The following is an 18,071-nucleotide window of genomic DNA, read 5'->3' as shown; positions in this document are numbered from 1 at the left end:
CGGCTACTCGCGCCGGGTGACCTCGTCACCCGTCGGCGGGGCCGAGTCGTCGAGCGCGCCCAGGTTGCCGAGGATCGCCGCCGTCGGCGGCAGGACCGCCGCGACCAGGGTCATCACCACGGCCGCCGTCGTGCTCCACAGCCGCACGACGTTCCACGCCAGGACGATGAGCACGACGCAGGTGCCCATGAGGGCGAAGTAGGTCCGCTTGCGGGTGGCTTCCTGCACGTCTCGACGGTACGCCGCTCGGTGGCGCCGGGCATCGCCCGGACGGCACGAGGCCCGGACCGCAGGGCGGTCCGGGCCTCGTCGACGTGCTCCCCCGGTTGGACTCGAACCAACGACATCCTGATTAACAGTCAAGCGCTCTGCCAACTGAGCTACAGGGGATCGTGCCGGGGATACCGTAGCAAGTGCGGACGCCGGACCGGAAACGGGATGGGCTCGTGTGTCGCCCGCACATCGTCCGGCCGTCGTCGCGTCGTCGACGGGCCGTCGTTCAGTCGAGCCCGACCTCGCCACGGGCCTCGAGGAGCGCCTGGCTCGCGGCCAGGCGGACCCGCGGGTCGTCGGGGTCGACGCCCTCGTCGTACTCGAAGACCCAGGCGATCGCCTCGGCCAGTCCGGGGGCGCGGCGGGCGATGACGCGCAGGCCGCGGCGGCCCTCGAGCGGGACGTGGCGCTGGTAGACGACCGAGGCGGTGACGCGCTCGCGGATCAGCTGCACCAGGCGGCCGGGGTCGGCGACGTCGTAGACGTGCTCGGGACGAGCGTCGCCCCACGAGCCGACCTCGCTGAGCCGCAGCACCCCGGTGTCGCGGTCCCAGTCGGCGGCCTCGACCTGCTCCCACGGAACCCGGGCGGGGGCGTAGAAGGCGTCGCGGGTGCCGCCGATGAGGGTGCCGTCGGCCGCCTCGGCCCAGGCGAGCAGCCGCTCCCCCGGCGCCACGGGCAGCTCGGGCCGGCGCTGGATGCCCTTCACCGGTCGGTGACGTGCGCGGTCGGCTGGAAGGTCACTGGTCTCCTGAGATGCGGTCGCGGAGCGTACGGCGGTGCTGCTCGAGCGCGGCGAGCTCGCCGAACATGCGGTTGTAGTCGGTGGGGTGCTCGACGGGGTTGGTGCGCTGCAGGCGCGACTTGACGTCGGCGATGTGGCGGGCGGCGGTGAGCTCGAGGAGCTTGAAGACGTAGCGCGAGACGTAGGTCGCGTCGGGGGTGCGCATGAGCGGCTCGACGGCCAGCGCGCTGATCACCGACGAGACCGCCGGGTCGGTCGCGGCGTCGCGGAGCCGGGCGACCCAGGCCGGGTCGTCGGCCCCGGCGACGGTGCCCCCGGCGGCGGCGACCAGCTCCCAGACCCCGCGGTAGGTGGGGTGGGTGAAGTCGTTGGCGCCGATGTCGGCGGTGGTGCGCCCGATCGCCATGGGGTGCTGCAGGACGAGCTTGAGGGTCTCGCGCTCGATCGAGAAGCGCGGGTCGCGCAGGTCGGGCAGCGCGGAGCGGACCGCCGGCCGTGCCGTCTCGACGGGCGCCGGCTGCGCCCCGGTGGACCGCTTGGCGGCCCGGCGTACCTCGCCGAGGACGACGTTGGTGTCGAGGTCGGCGCCGAGCATGCGGCTGATCTCCTGGGCGAAAGCCACGACCTTGGACTGGTCGCGCACCGAGGCGACCAGGCGGGCGCACTCGCGCATCGCGTCGATGCGGCCGTCGGCGCGGTCGAGGTCGTACTTGCTGATGATGTTGCCGAGCACGAAGCGGTAGAGGGGCTGGCGCCGGGCGACGAGGTCGCGGACCGCGGCGTCGCCGTCGCGGATGCGCAGGTCGCAGGGGTCGAGGCCCTCGGGCTGGACCGCGACGTAGGTCTGCGACACGAACTTCTGGTCGCCCTCGAAGGCCTTCAGCGCGGCGTTCTGGCCGGCGGCGTCGCCGTCGAAGGTGAAGATCACCTCGCCGCGGAACTCGTCGTGGTCGTCGAGGAAGCGTCGCAGGATGCGGGTGTGGTCGTCGCCGAAGGCGGTGCCGCAGGAGGCGACCGCGGTCGTGACGCCCGCGAGGTGGCAGGCCATGACGTCGGTGTAGCCCTCGACCACGACCGCTTGCGAGGTCTTGGCCATCGAGGTGCGGGCCAGGTCGATGCCGTAGAGGACCTGACTCTTCTTGTAGAGCGTGGTCTCGGGGGTGTTGAGGTACTTGGCGTCGATCCGGTCGTCGTCGAAGATGCGGCGGGCCCCGAAGCCGATCGTGGCGCCGCCGGGGTCGCGGATCGGCCACAGCAGGCGCCCGCGGAACCGGTCGTACGCCGAGCGGCCGACCGCCACGACGCCGGCGGCGACGGCCTCGTCCTGGCTGAAGCCGCGCCCGCGCAGGTGCTTGAGGAGGGCCTCGCCGTCGCGCGGCGCGAACCCCATGCCGAAGTGCTCGGCCGCGGCCTGGTCGAAGCCGCGCTCCTGCAGGAAGCGGCGGCCCTCGACGGCGGCGGGGCCGGCGAGCTGCTCGGCGTAGAACTCCTGGGCGACGCGGTTGACCTCGACGAGGCGCTGGCGGGGCGGACCCTTCGGGCGGTCGTCGCGGCCGTCGCCGTCCTCACGGCGCAGCTCGATGCCGACCTTGTCGGCCAGGCGCTCGACGGTCTCCATGAACGACAAGCCGTCGATGTCCATCACGAAGGTGATGACGTCGCCGCCCTTCTGGCAGCCGAAGCAGTGCCAGAACTGGCGCTGGGGGTTGACGTTGAACGACGGCGTCTTCTCGTCGTGGAACGGGCACAGGCCCTTGAGCGAGCCGCCGCCGGCGTTGCGGAGGGTGACGTAGTCGCCGATGACCTCGTCGATGCGGACCTTCTCGCGAACTGCTGCGATGTCCTCCTCGCGAACCCGGCCTGCCACGAGGCCGATCCTACGGGCGCCGGTCGAACCTCAGTAGGCGCCCGCCATCTGGTTGTGGAGGGACTCGCCGGCCACCCAGCGGTGCAGCTGGTCGCGCACGAGGCGGTGGGCGCGTGGCCACATGGCACTGGTCATGCCGCCGACGTGCGGGCTGACGAGCAACCCGGGGGCGTCCCACAGCGGGTGGTCGGCCGGCAGGGGCTCGGGGTCGGACACGTCGATCGCGGCCGTCACGCGCCGGGTGTGCAGGGCGGCGAGGAGGTCGTCGGTGTCGACCACGGGGCCGCGGGCGAGGTTGACGAGCAGGGCGCCGTCCTTCATCCGGGCCAGGAAGTCGTGGTCGACCAGGCCGCGGGTCTGGTCGGTGAGGGGGACGACGAGCACGACCACGTCGGCGTCGGGCAGCAGTCCGGGAAGGTCGACGAACCCGTGCACCTGCTGGGCCGGCCGGGCGGTGCGCGCCACCCGGACGACGTCGACCTCGAACGGCAGGAGCCGCGCCTCGATGGCCTCGCCGATGGCGCCGTAGCCCACGATGAGGACGCGCCGGTCGGCCAGCGAGGGGCGCCAGCCCGTGGCCCAGGAGTGGCGCTGCTGGGCCCGCACGAAGTCGGGGACGCCGCGCAGCGACGCCAGCACGAGCGTGAGGGCCAGCTCGGCGGTCGAGGCGTCGTGGATGCCGCGGCCGCTGCACAGCGTCACACCCTCGGGCAGGCGCCCGCGCAGGTTGTCGACGCCGGCGGTGAGGGTCTGCACGACCTCGAGGCTCGCCATGTGGTCGATGACGCCGGCGACCTCGGGCCCCAGGCGGTAGGGCGCGACGTAGAACCGCACGTCGGCGACGCTGTCGGGCACGTCGCCGTCGACCGGGTCGACGACCTCGTAGCGCAGCCCGGTCGGCGGGTCGCCGAGGTCGGCGGGGTCGAAGGGTAGCCAGACGAGGGGGTCGGTCACGGCTCCGAGACTACGGAGGGCGCCGGACCGGTCGACGGGCTCGGGTCAGGTCGTGGTGAGGCGGGCGTGCCGGGCCACGGCGCTCGCGTCGGTGAGGGAGGCCACCTGGTCGACGACCACCCGCAACCGGGCCGCGTCGTCGGCCGCGACGTGCCAGTCGTCGGCGTACTGGCGGTCGAGGGCGTCGGGGCCTCGGTCGCACAGCACGGCGACGAGCTCGGCGAGGACCTCGCGCTGGTGCTCGAGCGCCGCCACCCGGTCGACGGCCTGCATGACGTAGTGGGCCGCGATGCCCTTGAGCACCGCGATCTCGAGCAGCGTCGTCTCGGGGAGCACCAGGCTCGCGTGGTAGCGGACGAACGGGCCGTCGCCCGCGGCGAAGGTCGCCTGCTGCACGTCACCGCAGAACCGGCCGATCAGGTCGCTGGTGAGGTTCTTGAGGGCGGCCAGGTGGCGCCGGCTGCCGTCGTAGGAGGCGGTCGGCCAGCTGCCGACGGACTGCAGGCGGTCGAGGACCGCGTCGAGGTCGTCGTCACGGGCGCCGGGGAGGTACCAGTGGCGCAGGGTCTCCCACACCGCCGGCCGGTCGAGCGCGGTGAGGTCGAGACGACCGGCGACGACGCCGTCCTCGACGTCGTGCACGGAGTAGGCGACGTCGTCGGCGAGGTCCATGACCTGCGCCTCGAGGCACTGGCGCCGCGGGGGCGCGCCGTCGCGCATCCAGTCGAAGACGGGGCGGTCGTCGGCGTAGACGCCGTACTTGAGGGCGTCGGGGCCGTCGGCGGCGCGCTCCCATGGGTACTTGGTGCAGGCGTCGAGCGTGGCGCGGGTGAGGTTGAGGCCGACCGACCGGCCGCCGTCGGGTCCGTCGTCGAAGGTCTTGGCCTCCAGTCGCGTCAGCAGCCGCAGGGTCTGGGCGTTGCCCTCGAACCCGCCGCACGCCTGGCTCACCTCGGCCAGCGCCCGCTCGCCGTTGTGGCCGAACGGCGGGTGGCCGAGGTCGTGGGCCAGCGCGGCGGTCTCGGCGATGTCGGGCTGGCTGCCGAGGGCGCGCGAGAGGTCGCGCGCGACCTGGGCGACTTCCAGGGAGTGGGTGAGCCGGTTGCGCACGAAGTCGTCGGACTGGGGCCCGACCACCTGGGTCTTGGCCGCAAGGCGCCGCGAGGACGCGGCATGGACGACGCGCGCCCGGTCGCGCTCGAAGGGCGTGCGGACGGGGGCGTCGACGCGCTTGGGTGGCTCGACGACGACGCGCTCCGCAGCGGCGGCGTCGTAGCGGTCGTCAGGGATCATCGAGACCAGCCTAGGGACGCCCACCGACCGCCGGGCCCGGGGTCGGGTCGATGGCTGGCACGTCGGCTGCGGTCGCGCGGTCTCGAGACGGCCGCGGGCGGCCTCCTCGACCACCGTGCGCGAGTGTGATCTCCCGGACCACCGTGGGGAGCGGGTCACCCGGCGCCCCGAGCACAGCAGGACCGGGCCACACGGCGCTCGGAGCGCAGTGGTCAGCCGCCGCGCCGGCCCGGCCCGCCGGACCAGATCGGCGGCAGTCCTACGAGAGCGGTGCGGGAACGCGGCGCGAGCCACCACGGAGCGACCAGATCAATAGACGGTGACGTGGACGTGGTCGTAGTGGTTGGCGGTCACCGAGCCGCGGTCCTCCATGGCCCGCCAGCCCTCGCTGGACCGGTCGACCGACCAGATGTGCTGGGAGAAGATCACGTAGTTGACTCCGAGCTCGGCGTAGTACTTGCGCACGAAGTCGGCGACGGCCTGACCCTCGGAGCCGGAGACCATGATGTCGACGGCGATGCCCTGGGCGTGCTCGCCGTCGCCGCGGAAGGTGCCGTAGACGGTGATGTCGGGGAACTCGGCACAGACGGCCTCGTGCACCTTGACGATGTTGGGGCTGACCCCGGACGGGACCGAGGTGCCGTTGGTGCAGTCGCCACCGAGCGTGAAAGGCTCCTGGTCGGTGAGGTAGCCCGCGGTCACCCAGCGGGTCTGCGTCTTCTCCCACACGATCTCGACGCGACCGAACAGCTCGCGGCCGGTGACGAGGACCTGCTCGCCCGCGTCGACCTCGCCGGTGTTGACCGCCCGCTTGCCGGGCTCGGTCCACAGGTTGAGGGACTCGGTGGTCCAGCGCTGGGTCGTGGCGCCGGCGATGGCCTTGCGGATCGCGGCCGGGGCCATCGTCTGCGCGAGCAAGGTCTGCGGGGCCGGCGTGACCGGCGTGGCCGCCACCTCGTCGGCGGCCGGGACGCCCGCGCGGTCGCCCGAGCCGCGGGACAGGCGCTGCTCGCGCAGCACCCGGCCGGCGAGGTCGCCGGCCGGTGCGGCGGTGTCACCCACGACGGGGCGGGCTGCGGCGCCGGTAGCGAGGTCGACGCTGCGCACGTCGGCCCCGAGGACGCCGAGGGAGACGACGCCGACGGTGGCCACGACCGCCAGAGGGGCGGCCAGGGTGGTGGCACGAAGCTGGGTGAGTCGGGTTCCGGGGAACCGGCGGGCATTGGTCTCCCGCTTGTGGCGATGATGAGCCACAGCGCTGAATCCTTTGCTGTAGAAGGCAGGACGGTGCCCGCCGGGTTGGCGGCGGGCACGAAGCATCGAGGATGGCACAGCCCGAGGGTCGCCACTCAATCTCTACCGGTTCGGTTGACAGTGCGTTGGGTCACCACGGTAAAAACCCCAGGTCAGCGGCCTGCGGGACGCCGAGCCGCTCGGCGAGCTTTTACCCGCCGGTGGTCTCCGCAGCGTCCTCGCGCAGCACGCAGCCGGTCCCGTCGGTGTCGTCGAGCCATCCCTCGGGGAGCACGACCTTGCCGCGGGGGCTGCCCTGGCGACCACGCGGCGTACCGAGCTCGGAGGCGGGGAACTCCTCGTCGGGGTCGAGCCCGGCGAGCAGCCCGTCGAGGTCGGCGAGGGTGGAGACCAGGCCCAGCGAACGGCGCATCTGACCACCCGCGGCGAAGCCCTTGAGGTACCAGGTGACGTGCTTGCGGAACTCCTTGCAACCCCGCTCCTCGCCCATGTGCTGGCACAGGAGCTCGGCGTGGCGGCGCATCATCGTGGCGACCTCGCCGAGCGTGGGCAGGGTGCGCACCTCCTCACCGGCGAAGGCGGCCGCGAGGTCGCGGAACAGCCACGGGCGACCCAGGCAGCCCCGGCCGACGACGACGCCGGCCACGCCGGTTTGCTCGACCATCCGCAGCGCGTCGCGCGCCTCCCAGATGTCGCCGTTGCCGAGGACGGGGATGGTGTCGACGTGGTCGACCAGCGCGGCGATCGCGTCCCAGTCGGCCTGGCCGCTGTAGGCCTGGGCCACGGTCCGCCCGTGCAGGGCGATCGCCGCGCAGCCGGACTCCTCGGCGATCCGGCCTGCGTCGAGGTAGGTCAGGTGGTCGTCGTCGAGACCCTTGCGGGTCTTCATCGTGACGGGGACGTCGTAGGGCGCGGCCGCGGCGACGGCCTGCTCGAGGATGAGGCCGAGCAGGTTGCGCTTCCAGGGCAGCGCGCCCCCGCCGCCCTTGCGGGTCACCTTGGGCACCGGGCAGCCGAAGTTGAGGTCGACGTGGGCCACGCCGTACTCGCCGCAGAGGATCTCGGTGGCCTTGCCGACGTAGACGGGGTCGGTGCCGTAGAGCTGCACGGAGCGGACGGTCTCGAGCTCGTCGAACACCAGCATCTTCATGGTCGTGTCGTCGCGCTCGACCAGGCCGCGGCTGGTGATCATCTCGCAGACGTAGAGGCCGGCGCCCTGCTCGGCGCACAGCCGGCGGTAGGCGGCGTTGGTGATGCCGGCCATCGGGGCGAGCACCACGGGGGTGTCGACCGTGAGGGAGCCGAGGCGCAGTGGTGCGGTCACCCGTCCATGATGGACCGGCCGACCGCCAGCCGGGAAACTGCGGAGCGACCGCGGGAGAACGCGTCGTCGTCCGGGTCCGGTCAGCCGCTGTCGCGCTTGTCCTTCTTGTCCTTCTTGTCCTTCGCGCCCGACGAGCGGCCGACGACCTCGACCTTCCCGGACCAGGTGATCGGCACGACGCCCTCCGGGGGGCGGAACATCACCGAGACGAGCTTGGCACCCTTCGGCACCAGGAAGATCAGGCACGAGCGGGCCTCGTCACCGGGAGCGAAGATCGCCGGCAGGGCCGAGCCCGGACACGGCTCGAAGGCCTGGTCGATGCCGGTCGGTGGGATCAGCCGGCCGTCGCTGTCGACGACGTAGAGAGGGAGCTGGCGACCCCCGAGGTCGGTGTCGCCGCCGTTGCCGACCTGGGTGGAGACGAAGTAGGGCGTCGACGCCGCGGCCACCGGGTCGAGGTCGAAGCCCGGCAGCGACTTCTTCACGGTGGTGCGCTGGACCTTGAGCACGGTGACGCCGACGACGCCGACGAGGTCCTGACGGGGCTTCCACGCCGCGAGGGCGGCCTCGCGGAACGCCAGCTCGGTGCCGGGCGCGGTGAGCTCGACACCGTCGGGGACCGGGAGGTAGGCGGCCGGATCACCGGCGCCCGCGCTGTCGGTGGCCGTCGGGACCGACGACGCAGACGACGACCCGGACGACCCCGGCACGGGGCCAGGCTGCGGGTCGTCGGACCCGCCGCCGCACCCGGTGAGCAGCGCGCTCACCACCGTGCCCGCGAGCACGACCGCGACCCCACGGCGTGGCATGTCGGCTCAGACCCCGACGAGGCGCTCGGCGAGGTAGGCGGTGACGCCCGACAGCGGGATCCGCGACTGCGCCATCGAATCACGCTCGCGGATGGTCACCGCGTCGTCCTCGAGGGTCTCGAAGTCGACGGTGATGCAGAAGGGGGTGCCGATCTCGTCCTGGCGGCGGTAGCGCTTGCCGATCGCACCGGCGTCGTCGAAATCGATGTTCCAGCCGCGGCGCAGCTCGGCGGCGAGGTCACGGGCCTTCGGCGACAGGTCGGCGTTGCGGCTCAGCGGCAGCACCGCAGCCTTGATCGGGGACAGCCGCGGGTCGAGGCGCAGGACGGTTCGCTTGTCGACGCCGCCCTTGGTGTTGGGGGCCTCGTCCTCCTCGTAGGCGTCGACGAGGAAGGTCATCAGGCTGCGGCTCAGGCCGGCCGCGGGCTCGATGACGTAGGGCACGTAGCGCTCGTTGTTGGCCTGGTCGAAGTAGCTGAGGTCCTTGCCGGAGGCCTTGCCGTGGGTGGACAGGTCGAAGTCGGTGCGGTTGGCGATGCCCTCGAGCTCGCCCCACTCCGACCCGGCGAACCGGAAGCGGTACTCGATGTCGACGGTGCGCTTGGAGTAGTGGCTGAGCTTCTCCTGGGCGTGTTCGTAGTGACGCAGGTTGTCCTTGTCGATGCCGAGGTCGACGTACCAGCGGGTGCGCTCGTCGATCCAGTACTGGTGCCACTCCTCGTCCTCGCCGGGCTTGACGAAGAACTCCATCTCCATCTGCTCGAACTCGCGGGTGCGGAAGATGAAGTTGCCGGGGGTGATCTCGTTGCGAAAGCTCTTGCCGATCTGGGCGATGCCGAACGGCGGCTTGGCGCGGCTGCTGGTCACCACGTTGGCGAAGTTGAGGAAGATGCCCTGCGCGGTCTCGGGGCGCAGGTAGTGCAGGCCCGACTCGTCCTCGACGACGCCGAGGTAGGTCTTGAGCAGCCCCGAGAACTGGCGCGGCTCGGTCCAGGCGCCGCGGGTGCCGCAGTTGGGACAGGCCAGCGCCGACAGGTCGATGGTGTCGGGGTCGATGTCGGCCTCGCCGTCCTTCGACTTCTTCTCGGCGGCCGCTTCCTGGAGGTGGTCGGCGCGGAAGCGCTTGTGGCACGACTGGCACTCGGTCAGCGGATCGCTGAAGGTCGCGACGTGACCGCTGGCCTCCCAGGTCTGGGTGGGCAGGATGATCGAGGAGTCGAGGCCGACCACGTCGTCGCGCATCTGCACCATGGACTTCCACCACTGGCGCTTGATGTTGTCCTTGAGCTCGACGCCGAGCGGGCCGTAGTCCCAGGCCGAGCGGGTGCCGCCGTAGATCTCGCCGCACGGGTAGACGAATCCGCGGCGCTTGGCGAGGGAGACGACGTTGTCAACTGCGGACGGGGGCGGCTTGGCCACGGGGTTGCTCCTGGTGCGGGGTCCGGTCGGCTGGCTGCCGATCGTGGAGCCGTCAGCCTAACGAGCGTGTCTGCCGGATATTGAGGTCGGTGCCGGGGTCGGCGACCTCGTAGGCACTGGGCTCGTCGAGCGCACGGCTCAACGTGGCCACCGCGTGCAGCTTGACGTCGTACGACGACAGCGCGCGGCGGTAGGCGCCGACGTGCTCCCAGGTGGTGGTGAGCACCCACAGCTCGGGGTCGTCGACGTTGCGGCCCATGGTGCCGGTGAGGTACCCGGGTCGGGCGGCCAACGCCTCGCGGGCCCGCTGGAGGTCGGCGCGGAAGGCCGCGCCGTCGGGTTCCGGCACGCGGAAGCGGTTCACGACGATCACGTGCTCACCCTAGGGTCGGGCCATGACCGCCTCCTCCGAGCTTCCCTACGTCAAGCCCGCCGGGATCACCTATCCCGACGCCCCCTGGCAGATGGTGGGGTCGATGTGGCTCACGGTGTTCCGCTTGGGCCACGACGCCCGACTGCCCGACGGTGCCGTGCGTCCCCGGGGCGTCTACGGCGCCACCTTCGTGTCCTACGAGGAGGGCAGCCCGCTCACCTACTCCGAGCTGCTGGTCGCGCGGGCGCTCCCCTCGAGCGCGGGCAAGGGCCGCAAGGTCTCGATCACCGACATCTGGGTCGACTCCCCCGCGTCGGTCGCCGGTGGACGCGAGCTGTGGGCGATCCCGAAGGGGTTGTGCGACTTCGACCTCGAGACCAGCCACCGCGGCCCCCTGTCGCACACCGAGTGGTCGGCCTCGCTCGAGCGGCGTCCGATCGCGAGCGCGTCCTTCACCGACGTCTCGCGCGCCGCACCCCGGCTGCCGTTCAAGGGCAGCACGTGGCAGCCCGAGCTGCCCGAGGGCGGCGGCGAGAAGGGGGCCGTGCTGAAGGGGTCGTCGAAGGCCCTGCCCGCCCGGGCGCGCTGGGACTTCGCCCCCGACGGGCCGCTCGGCTTCATGCGCGAGGCCCGACAGCTGGCGTCGTTCCGGATGGCGTCGTTCCGGTTGTCCTTCGGCTGACTGGTCAGGCCCAGAACCCCCGGTGGGCGGCGGCCGCGTCGTCCTCGAGGTGGGGGCCTGAGACCTCGACCCGGCGGTTGCCCGCCCCCAGGACCAGGCGGCAGGGGTGCGCGAGCGTGGGGACGTCGGCGCGGTCGCCGGTGAGGTCGCGCAAGCCCGACTCGGACAGGGCGAACACGACCCGTCCGACGCCGGCCCAGTAGATCGCTCCCGCGCACATGGCGCAGGGCTCGCACGACGTGTAGAGGGTGTAGGCCCCCAGCTCCTCGGGTGGGTGGGCCCGACCCGCCTCGCGCACGAGGTTGGTCTCCGCGTGACCGGTCACGTCGCGCTCGGTGACCACGGTGTTCTCCGCCTCGAGCACGGCGGCGCCGTCGGGCCCGACGAGGACGGCGCCGAAGGGATGGTTGCCGGCGGCGCGCGCGGCGTGGGACACCTCGATCGCGCGGCGCAGGTGGTCGAGGTCGGTGGCGACGGTCATGCGGCGATTGTCGACGAGCCTGTGTGTGAGGGTGGTGCGTGGCCATCGGGACCCAGTCTGCGGAGAGGTCGCCGGAGTTCCGGCGGTTCTGGTGGGGCGAGGCCGTGTCGGGCATGGGCAGCGGCATCAGCAACCTGGCGCTGCAGACGGTCGTGCTGGTCACCCTCGGCGGCAGCGCGGTCGAGGTGGGCTGGCTCAACTCGGCGCGTCTGCTGCCCTACCTGCTGCTCGGGTTGGTCGTCGGCGCCCTGGTCGACCGCGTGCGCCGCCGTCCGGTGCTCGTCGCCACCGATCTCGCGCAGGCCGCGCTGCTGGGCCTGGTCCCGTTGGCGTGGGCGCTCGGCGCTCTGTCGTTCCCGCTGCTTCTGGTCGTGGTCGTGCTCTTCGGCACCGCGTCACTGGTCGACGCCGCGGCCTCCATGTCGTTCGTCCCGCGTCTGGTCCCCCGCGACCGCCTGCAACGGGCACACGCCCGGCTGGACAGTGCCGACGCGGTGGCGCAGACCGCGGGTCCGGCGATGGCCGGCGCGCTCATCCGGGTGCTGGGCGCGCCGCTGGCGGTGGTGGTCGACGCGGCGACGTACGTGTTCTCGGCGGTGATGATGGCGTCGCTGAAGGACGTCGCGGAGCCCGAACCCACCAAGCCGGACCTCCCCGGCGTACGCGGCCTCGCCCGCGAGATCGGCGAGGGCGCGCGCTGGGTCTACGGCGGGTCGGGGCTGCGGCGCCTCGCGGTCTCGACGCACGTGTGGTTCGCCGCGCAGGCCGTGCTGACCGTGGTGGTCGTTCCCTACGCCTACCTGCGGCTCGACCTCTCGCCGGTGCAGGTGGGCCTCGTCTTCGCCGTGGCCGGCGTCGGGGCGCTGGTCGGGGCGGCGACGAGCACCCGGCTGGGCCTGCGCGTGGGCACCGGCGGGGCGATCATCAGCACCCGCGTGGCGTCGTCGGTCGGCGTCGTGGTCATGATGGCCGCGACTGTCGTGCCGGTGGGATGGGCCGCAGGTGCGGTGCTCGCCGCCGGCCAGCTGTGCCACGGCTGGGCGATGGGCACCAGCAACTCCCACGAGATGGCGTTCCGCCAGGCGATGACACCGGACGCGCTCCAAGCGCGTACCAACACCACGATGCGGTCCCTCAACCGCGGGGTCGTGGTCGTGGTCTCGCCGTTGGCAGGCCTCCTGGCCGATCGCGTCGGGTACGGGCCGGCGCTCGCCGTCACCGCCGCCGTCTTCGCGGGGTCGGCGCTGCTGCTGATCTTCTCGCCGTTGCGTCACGCCCGCATCGACTGAAGCCGCCTTCATCCACAGGTCCTGGCCGACCCGTCGCGTAGACGCGACGGGTCGCCGTAGTTGTCCACAGATCCTGGTCGACCCGTCGCGTAGACGCGACGGGTCGGCGAGGGGTCAGTTGGCGAGGGGTCAGTCGTCGAGGTGCTCGTCGGCGGCCCGGCGGGCGGAGTCGCGGATCTCGAAGACCTCGGTGGCGAAGCCGCCGATGGCCGAGGCGACGTCCTTGACGGCCGTGGTGATGATGGTGGCCACCTCGCCGACGGTGGTCGCGGCGGCCTCGGCGGCGGCCTGGATGGAGTCCTTGCCGATCTCGGCCTTGGACAGGTGGTCCTGGCGGTCGGGGTCGCTCATGCGACCAGTGTGCCGGGTGCGCGGGGCACCGTGACAGTTGGGCGCTGTCGGTGGGGCCGTCGTAGCCTGCGACCCCCATCTCGCACCTCTCTCGGATCGGCACCATGCACCGCACTCTCGGGCTCGTCCTCGCCGCCCTCGCCCTGGTCGTCACGACCGTCCTCGCACCCGCACCCGTGCCTGCGTCCACGCCCTCGGCTGCGGCAGCCACGTCGGGCATCACCGGCACGATCACCTCCCCCGGCAGCGGACCGTTCACGGCGATGGCCCGCGTCGTGCCTGTCGAGCAGGTCGCCGGCTGGCCGGCCGGGGGCCGTGTCTACCGCAGCGACGACGAGACCTTCACCGTCTCGCTGCCCCCGGGTCGTTACCGGGTCCAGTTCTTCGGTGCCCCCGACTACGCCCACGAGTGGTGGGGCGACGCCGTCACGCGCGGCCTCTCGACCGAGGTCCTCGTGACCGAGGGCACGTTCGTCACCCTCGACCCGGTCCTCGAGCGGGGCGGTTCGATCAACGGCACCGTGCCGGAGGCGGTCGGCGCCGACGGTGTCGACCCGGTCGGCCGCGTCGAGGTGTGGGCGGCCGATCCGTCACGTCCCGACGGGCGGGAGCTCGTCGAGACCGTGACGGTGGACCCGACCACCGGCGCCTTCGCCGCGACGGTGCTGCACACCGGCACCTACCTGCTGCGCGCGACCACGGAGCGCACCAAGCTGGAGGGCTGGCATGCCGTCACGACCGGCGTGGCGTCCTCGGCGACGACATCGCAGGGCGCGACCCCGGTCGACGTCGTGGCCCCCGACGACGTGAGCGGGATCGAGATCCGTGGCCTCCACCAGCAGGGCTACCTCGCGGGACGGCTGACCCGGGCCGACGGCGCCGGGCTGAGCGGTGCCAGCATCACGGTCTATCCGCGCGACCACGCGGGTGTCTTCGGCGGCGTCCTCCACGGCGTCGCCACGGTGGGCGGTGGGCGGTGGGCGATCCAGCTGCCGGCCGGGACCTACCGCATCTACGTCGCCGGCACGATCCGCGACGACGTCACCACCAAGCCCGAGTACTCCCACGACGCGACCACGCTCGCCGGCGCCGACGACACGACGATCACCGTCGGCACCGTCACGGCCGTCGACGAGGCCGTCGAGCCCACCTCGGTCGTCGTCAGCACGCCACCCCGGCAGCGCGGGACGACGCAGGTCGGCCGCACCCTGTCGTTGGTCGATGGTTCCTACTACCCGTCGACCACCCAGGTGGGCCTCCAGTGGCTGCGCAACGGGCGGCCGATCGCGGGCGCCACGGGGTCGTCGTACCGGCTGCGGGCCGTCGACGCCGGCCGCTACGTCACCGTGCGGGCCACCTTCACCGGGGCCGGCTACGAGACCACGGTCCGCACGATCGCCCCGCCGGGCCAGGACCTGGTCGACCGAGCCTTCCTGCACCGGGTGGCCCGGCCGACCTTCAGCGGCCGGCTCCAGGTCGGTCAGACCCTACGCTCGACGCCCCCGCGCACCAGCCCGACCTCGACCCCGTCCTACCAGTGGCGGCGGGGCGGCAGGCCCATCCGCGGTGCCACGCACCGGACCTACACGATCACGCGCGCCGACATCGACGGCTACCTCTCGCTCTGCGTCGTCAGCCGACGTCCGGGTCACGGGCCGGTGCGTTGGGTCGTGGACCGCTTCGACGCGGTCTCTCCACGCTGACCGACCGTCGTCGTCGCCGTCAGTGCTCGCGGTCGGCGGCCCGGCGGGCCGCGTCGCGCAGCTCGAACACGTCGGTGGCGAAGCCGCCGATCGTCGCGGCGACGTCCTTGACCGCCGTGGTGAGGATGACGGCCACCTCACCGACCGTCGTGGCCGCCGCCTCCGCGACGGCCTGCACGGTGTCCTTGCCGATCTCTGCTCGCGAGAGCCGGTCCGGCGTCACGCGCCGGCGGTCTTCGGGGGCAGGGCCATCTTGCAGATCTTCCTGGCGACGCTGAAGAGCTGCTTGCCGAGCGGGCCGGTGTTGTACTGCAGGCCGTAGCGCTCGCAGATCTCCTGGACCTCCTCGGCGACCTGGGGGTAGCGGCGCGCCGGCAGGTCGGGGAAGAGGTGGTGCTCGATCTGGTGCGACAGGTTGCCGGTCATCAGGTGGAAGAGCTTGCCGCCGGTGATGTTGGCCGAGCCGAGCAGCTGGCGGTAGTACCAGTGGCCGCGCGACTCGTTCTCGCACTCCTCCTCGCTGAAGGTGGCGACGCCCGCCGGGAAGTGGCCGCAGAAGATGATGTTGAACGCCCAGATGTTGCGCACCAGGTTGGCCGTGGCGTTGCCGACCAGGGTCAGCGGGAACAGCGGTCCGGTCAGGGCCGGGAAGAGCAGGTAGTCCTTGATCGCCTGGCGCTTGACCTTGCGCATGATGCCCGCGTGCAGGGCCTTGTTGTCCTCGAGCGTGCGGGTGCCCTTGACGATGTTCTCGACCTCGAGGTCGTGCATCGCGACGCCCCACTCGAAGAACACCATCAGCAGGAACGCGTAGAGCGGGTTCCCGAGGTAGTAGGGGTGCCACGGCTGGTCCTCGTCCATGCGCAGGATGCCGTAGCCGATGTCGCGGTCCTTGCCGAGCACGTTGGTGAACGTGTGGTGGATGTAGTTGTGGCTGTACTTCCACTGCTCGCCCGGGCACACGTTGTCCCAGTCGTACATGCGCGAGTTGAGGCCGGGGTCGCCCATCCAGTCGTACTGGCCGTGCATGACGTTGTGGCCGATCTCCATGTTCTCGAGGATCTTGGAGACCGAGAGCGACGCGACCGCGAGCGGCCAGGCCGGCGGCAGGTAGAACAACGCACGGCCGGCGACCTCGAAGCCGCGCTGGAGCTTGACGACCCTGCGGATGTAGGCGGCGTCCTCCTCACCGAGGTCGGAGAGGATGCGCTGGCGGATGGCGTCCATCTCGGCGCCGAAGGCGTCGAGCTGCTCGGCCGTGAGCTTCTTGGTGGTCTCGACGTCGAGGGTCTCCAGGACGTCTTCGATGTGTGCAGCGGACATGTCGTGTCTCCTTACAGCTCGACGGCGCAGTCGCCCTCGGGGGCGGTCACGCAGATCTGGATGTCCTCGCCGGGGAGCGACGAGGTGACGCCTGTGAGCACGTTGCGGACGGTGCCCTCGGTCTTGCGGGTCGTGCAGGAGAAGCAGATGCCCATCCGGCAGCCGAACTCGGGCTTGAGCCCGAGCGCCTCGGCCTGCTCGAGCAGGGTCGCGCCCGTGTTGGCGGCCTCGGCGAGGGTGGTGCCGGACCGGGTGAAGGCGACGTCGCCCTCCGTGGAGCCGGCAGCCGGCCGGGGGGCCTTGAAGAACTCGGTGCGCAGCCGGTGCTCGCCGCCCCCGTCGTACGCCGCCACGACGAGCTCCATCAGCCCGGCGGGGCCGCACGCCCACGTGTCGGTGTCGCGGTAGCCCGGGACGAGCCGGCGCAGCTCGAACTCGGAGAACACGTGGTCGCCGTGGCGCAGGTGGACCGTGACGTCGTTGTCGGCCGCGGCGATCTCGGCGAGCTCGGCGGCGAAGATCTGGTCCTCGGCCGAGCGGGCGTAGTGCAGGAAGGTGACCTTGCGGCCCGCCCTGCCGTCGTAGCCGTCGCGCAGCAGGGTGCGCACGATCGACATGGCCGGGGTGATCCCGGAGCCACCGGTGATGAAGAGCAGGTGGTTGTTGGTCGGGGTGGCCGGGCTCTCGTCGAGGGTGAAGTCGCCCTGGGCCTGGCTGAGGTGGACGATCAGTCCGGGCTCGGCCGCGACCAGGTGCTTGGAGACCTGGCCCTCGTCGTGCGCGCGGACCGTGAGGGTGATCTGCTCCCCCGGCACCGAGGCGGCCGACGACACGGTGAAGCACCGGGTCATCCGCTTGGCCGAACCGGGCAGGTCGACGCCGACCTGGACGTACTGGCCGGCGCGGTGCCCGCGCCACGTCGAGGTGGGCTGCAGGGTGATGGTGGCGACGGCAGCACTGCCGGGGCCGTCGGCCAGCGGGTTCTCGCGCGTCACCGAGACGACCCGGGCGCGCACCTCCTCGGCCGCCCACATGGGGTTGACCATCTCGAGGTAGCGGTCGACGCCGTGCGGCGTCGTCAGGGCGGCCAGGACGCGCGAACGCAGGATGCGCCGTCCGAGCGCCGGCAGTGGGGCGGTGGTGCTCATGTCGCCTCCGGAAGTTTGAGTGTACGTCTGTACACCCAAAGCATGGTGTCATCGTCACGAGTGGTCAACCGGGCTGGCCCGTGAGGGTGGACACACGTGCACCGAGACCGTCGGAACCGGTCGCCCCTAGAATCGCCTGATGACCGAGAGCACGCAGACGCGCGTCGAGCGCAAGGAGCGCACGCGGCGCGCCATCCTCGACGCGACGCTGGTGCTCTGCGAGGAGAGCAGCCTGGTCGCGCTGTCGCTGCGCCAGGTCGCCAAGCAGGTCGGCATCGTGCCGACGGCGTTCTACCGCCACTTCGACTCCATCGAGTCGCTGGGCCTGGCCCTGGTCGACGAGTCGTTCGTCTCGCTGCGCGCGATGCTGCGCGACGTACGACGCCACGACCCGACCTACCGCGACATCGTCGACCAGTCCGTCGACACCCTGGTCAGCCACGTGCAGAAGGAGCGCCAGCACTTCCTGTTCATCGTGCGTGAGCGCGCCGCCGGGCCGCTCACGGTCCGCGCCGCGATCCGCCACCAGATCGAGCTGTGCGAGCGCGAGCTGGCGACCGACCTGGCGCGCCTGCCCGGCACCGAGCCGTGGAGCCCCGAGGACCTGCAGGTGCTCTCCAACCTCATCGTGACCGCGATGGTCGCCACCGCCGAGGACATCCTGGTGGCCACCGGCCGCGCCGACGCCGAGAAGGCTGTCGCGGAGCGCGCCCGCACCCAGCTGCGGATGGTGATCATCGGCGCGCTGGGCTGGCGGTCTCGCACCTGAGCGGAAGCCCCACG

Annotated in this window: 19 protein-coding genes and 1 tRNA gene; 4 read left to right on the top strand and 16 right to left on the bottom strand. The window is 72.0% G+C overall.

Annotated features, from left to right (window positions below; genetic code table 11):
• Nucleotides 1-3: 3 nt before the first annotated feature.
• From FZC61_RS14465 to FZC61_RS14415, 11 genes are all read right to left on the bottom strand, one after another.
• A complete protein-coding gene (locus FZC61_RS14465; RefSeq protein ID WP_148614870.1) occupies nt 4-228 on the bottom strand; it encodes a DUF3099 domain-containing protein in 225 nt (74 codons plus the stop codon).
• Between the two features lie 89 nt (nt 229-317).
• Nucleotides 318-390: transfer RNA gene (locus tag FZC61_RS14460), tRNA-Asn, on the bottom strand.
• 109 nt (nt 391-499) lie between these two features.
• The gene (locus tag FZC61_RS14455) at nt 500-982 is read right to left on the bottom strand and encodes a hypothetical protein (protein ID WP_148614869.1); all 483 of its coding nucleotides are present in this window, start codon (nt 980-982) and stop codon (nt 500-502) included.
• Nucleotides 983-1,013: 31 nt separating this feature from the next.
• Complete coding sequence (gene dnaG / locus FZC61_RS14450; protein WP_148614868.1) at nt 1,014-2,885, bottom strand: DNA primase; 1,872 nt, start codon at nt 2,883-2,885, stop codon at nt 1,014-1,016.
• A 30-nt stretch (nt 2,886-2,915) separates the two neighbouring features.
• The gene (locus FZC61_RS14445) at nt 2,916-3,839 is read right to left on the bottom strand and encodes a 2-hydroxyacid dehydrogenase (RefSeq protein WP_148614867.1); all 924 of its coding nucleotides are present in this window, start codon (nt 3,837-3,839) and stop codon (nt 2,916-2,918) included.
• Between the two features lie 45 nt (nt 3,840-3,884).
• On the bottom strand, nt 3,885-5,132 hold the full coding sequence (locus FZC61_RS14440; RefSeq protein ID WP_148614866.1) for a deoxyguanosinetriphosphate triphosphohydrolase: 1,248 nt from the start codon (nt 5,130-5,132) through the stop codon (nt 3,885-3,887).
• Nucleotides 5,133-5,441: 309 nt separating this feature from the next.
• Nucleotides 5,442-6,386: a VldE C-terminal domain-containing protein gene (locus FZC61_RS14435; protein ID WP_148614865.1), complete on the bottom strand. Its 945-nt coding sequence runs from the start codon at nt 6,384-6,386 to the stop codon at nt 5,442-5,444.
• Between the two features lie 190 nt (nt 6,387-6,576).
• Nucleotides 6,577-7,710 (bottom strand): tRNA dihydrouridine synthase DusB, encoded by a 1,134-nt coding sequence (gene dusB / locus FZC61_RS14430; RefSeq protein WP_281289826.1) that lies wholly within the window; start codon nt 7,708-7,710, stop codon nt 6,577-6,579.
• Nucleotides 7,711-7,790: 80 nt separating this feature from the next.
• Nucleotides 7,791-8,519, bottom strand: coding sequence for a hypothetical protein (locus tag FZC61_RS14425; RefSeq protein WP_148614864.1), 729 nt, complete (start codon nt 8,517-8,519; stop codon nt 7,791-7,793).
• A 6-nt stretch (nt 8,520-8,525) separates the two neighbouring features.
• A complete protein-coding gene (locus FZC61_RS14420) occupies nt 8,526-9,938 on the bottom strand; it encodes a glycine--tRNA ligase (RefSeq protein WP_148614863.1) in 1,413 nt (470 codons plus the stop codon).
• Between the two features lie 52 nt (nt 9,939-9,990).
• Entirely contained in the window at nt 9,991-10,311 is a 321-nt protein-coding gene (locus FZC61_RS14415) for an antibiotic biosynthesis monooxygenase family protein (protein ID WP_148614862.1), read from the bottom strand.
• 22 nt (nt 10,312-10,333) lie between these two features.
• Here FZC61_RS14415 and FZC61_RS14410 point away from each other — a divergent pair, with 22 nt between their 5' ends.
• On the top strand, nt 10,334-10,993 hold the full coding sequence (locus FZC61_RS14410) for an acetoacetate decarboxylase family protein (RefSeq protein ID WP_148614861.1): 660 nt from the start codon (nt 10,334-10,336) through the stop codon (nt 10,991-10,993).
• A 4-nt stretch (nt 10,994-10,997) separates the two neighbouring features.
• On the opposite strand, the gene FZC61_RS14405 is transcribed toward FZC61_RS14410, so the two are convergent.
• Nucleotides 10,998-11,474 carry a nucleoside deaminase gene (locus FZC61_RS14405; protein ID WP_148614860.1) on the bottom strand — a complete coding sequence of 159 codons (477 nt, stop codon included), beginning with the start codon at nt 11,472-11,474 and terminating at the stop codon, nt 10,998-11,000.
• A gap of 38 nt (nt 11,475-11,512) precedes the next feature.
• On the opposite strand from FZC61_RS14405, the gene FZC61_RS14400 reads away from it, so the two are divergent.
• A complete protein-coding gene (locus FZC61_RS14400; protein ID WP_246142697.1) occupies nt 11,513-12,763 on the top strand; it encodes an MFS transporter in 1,251 nt (416 codons plus the stop codon).
• A 129-nt stretch (nt 12,764-12,892) separates the two neighbouring features.
• Here FZC61_RS14400 and FZC61_RS14395 read toward each other — a convergent pair whose 3' ends face one another.
• Entirely contained in the window at nt 12,893-13,114 is a 222-nt protein-coding gene (locus FZC61_RS14395) for a hypothetical protein (RefSeq protein WP_148614859.1), read from the bottom strand.
• 104 nt (nt 13,115-13,218) lie between these two features.
• Here FZC61_RS14395 and FZC61_RS14390 point away from each other — a divergent pair, with 104 nt between their 5' ends.
• Nucleotides 13,219-14,817: a hypothetical protein gene (locus FZC61_RS14390; protein WP_148614858.1), complete on the top strand. Its 1,599-nt coding sequence runs from the start codon at nt 13,219-13,221 to the stop codon at nt 14,815-14,817.
• A gap of 19 nt (nt 14,818-14,836) precedes the next feature.
• On the opposite strand, the gene FZC61_RS14385 is transcribed toward FZC61_RS14390, so the two are convergent.
• Genes FZC61_RS14385 through FZC61_RS14375 form a run of 3 tightly spaced genes read right to left on the bottom strand, consistent with a single transcriptional unit; the run spans nt 14,837 to nt 17,288 of the window.
• Nucleotides 14,837-15,040, bottom strand: a complete 204-nt coding sequence (locus FZC61_RS14385) for a hypothetical protein (protein WP_148614857.1) — start codon at nt 15,038-15,040, stop codon at nt 14,837-14,839.
• Complete coding sequence (locus FZC61_RS14380; protein WP_148614856.1) at nt 15,037-16,140, bottom strand: fatty acid desaturase family protein; 1,104 nt, start codon at nt 16,138-16,140, stop codon at nt 15,037-15,039. Before FZC61_RS14380 ends, FZC61_RS14385 begins: the two co-directional genes overlap by 4 nt.
• Nucleotides 16,141-16,151: 11 nt before the next feature.
• The gene (locus tag FZC61_RS14375; protein ID WP_148614855.1) at nt 16,152-17,288 is read right to left on the bottom strand and encodes a flavin reductase family protein; all 1,137 of its coding nucleotides are present in this window, start codon (nt 17,286-17,288) and stop codon (nt 16,152-16,154) included.
• Nucleotides 17,289-17,427: 139 nt separating this feature from the next.
• Here FZC61_RS14375 and FZC61_RS14370 point away from each other — a divergent pair, with 139 nt between their 5' ends.
• Nucleotides 17,428-18,057 (top strand): TetR family transcriptional regulator, encoded by a 630-nt coding sequence (locus FZC61_RS14370; protein ID WP_148614854.1) that lies wholly within the window; start codon nt 17,428-17,430, stop codon nt 18,055-18,057.
• Nucleotides 18,058-18,071: the final 14 nt, after the last annotated feature.

The sequence above is a fragment of the Nocardioides rubriscoriae genome (assembly GCF_008087085.1).
Classification (GTDB): Bacteria; Actinomycetota; Actinomycetes; order Propionibacteriales; family Nocardioidaceae; genus Nocardioides; species Nocardioides rubriscoriae.
Note: the sequence above shows the minus strand (reverse complement) of the source record. Positions and strands in the feature narration are given on the sequence as shown.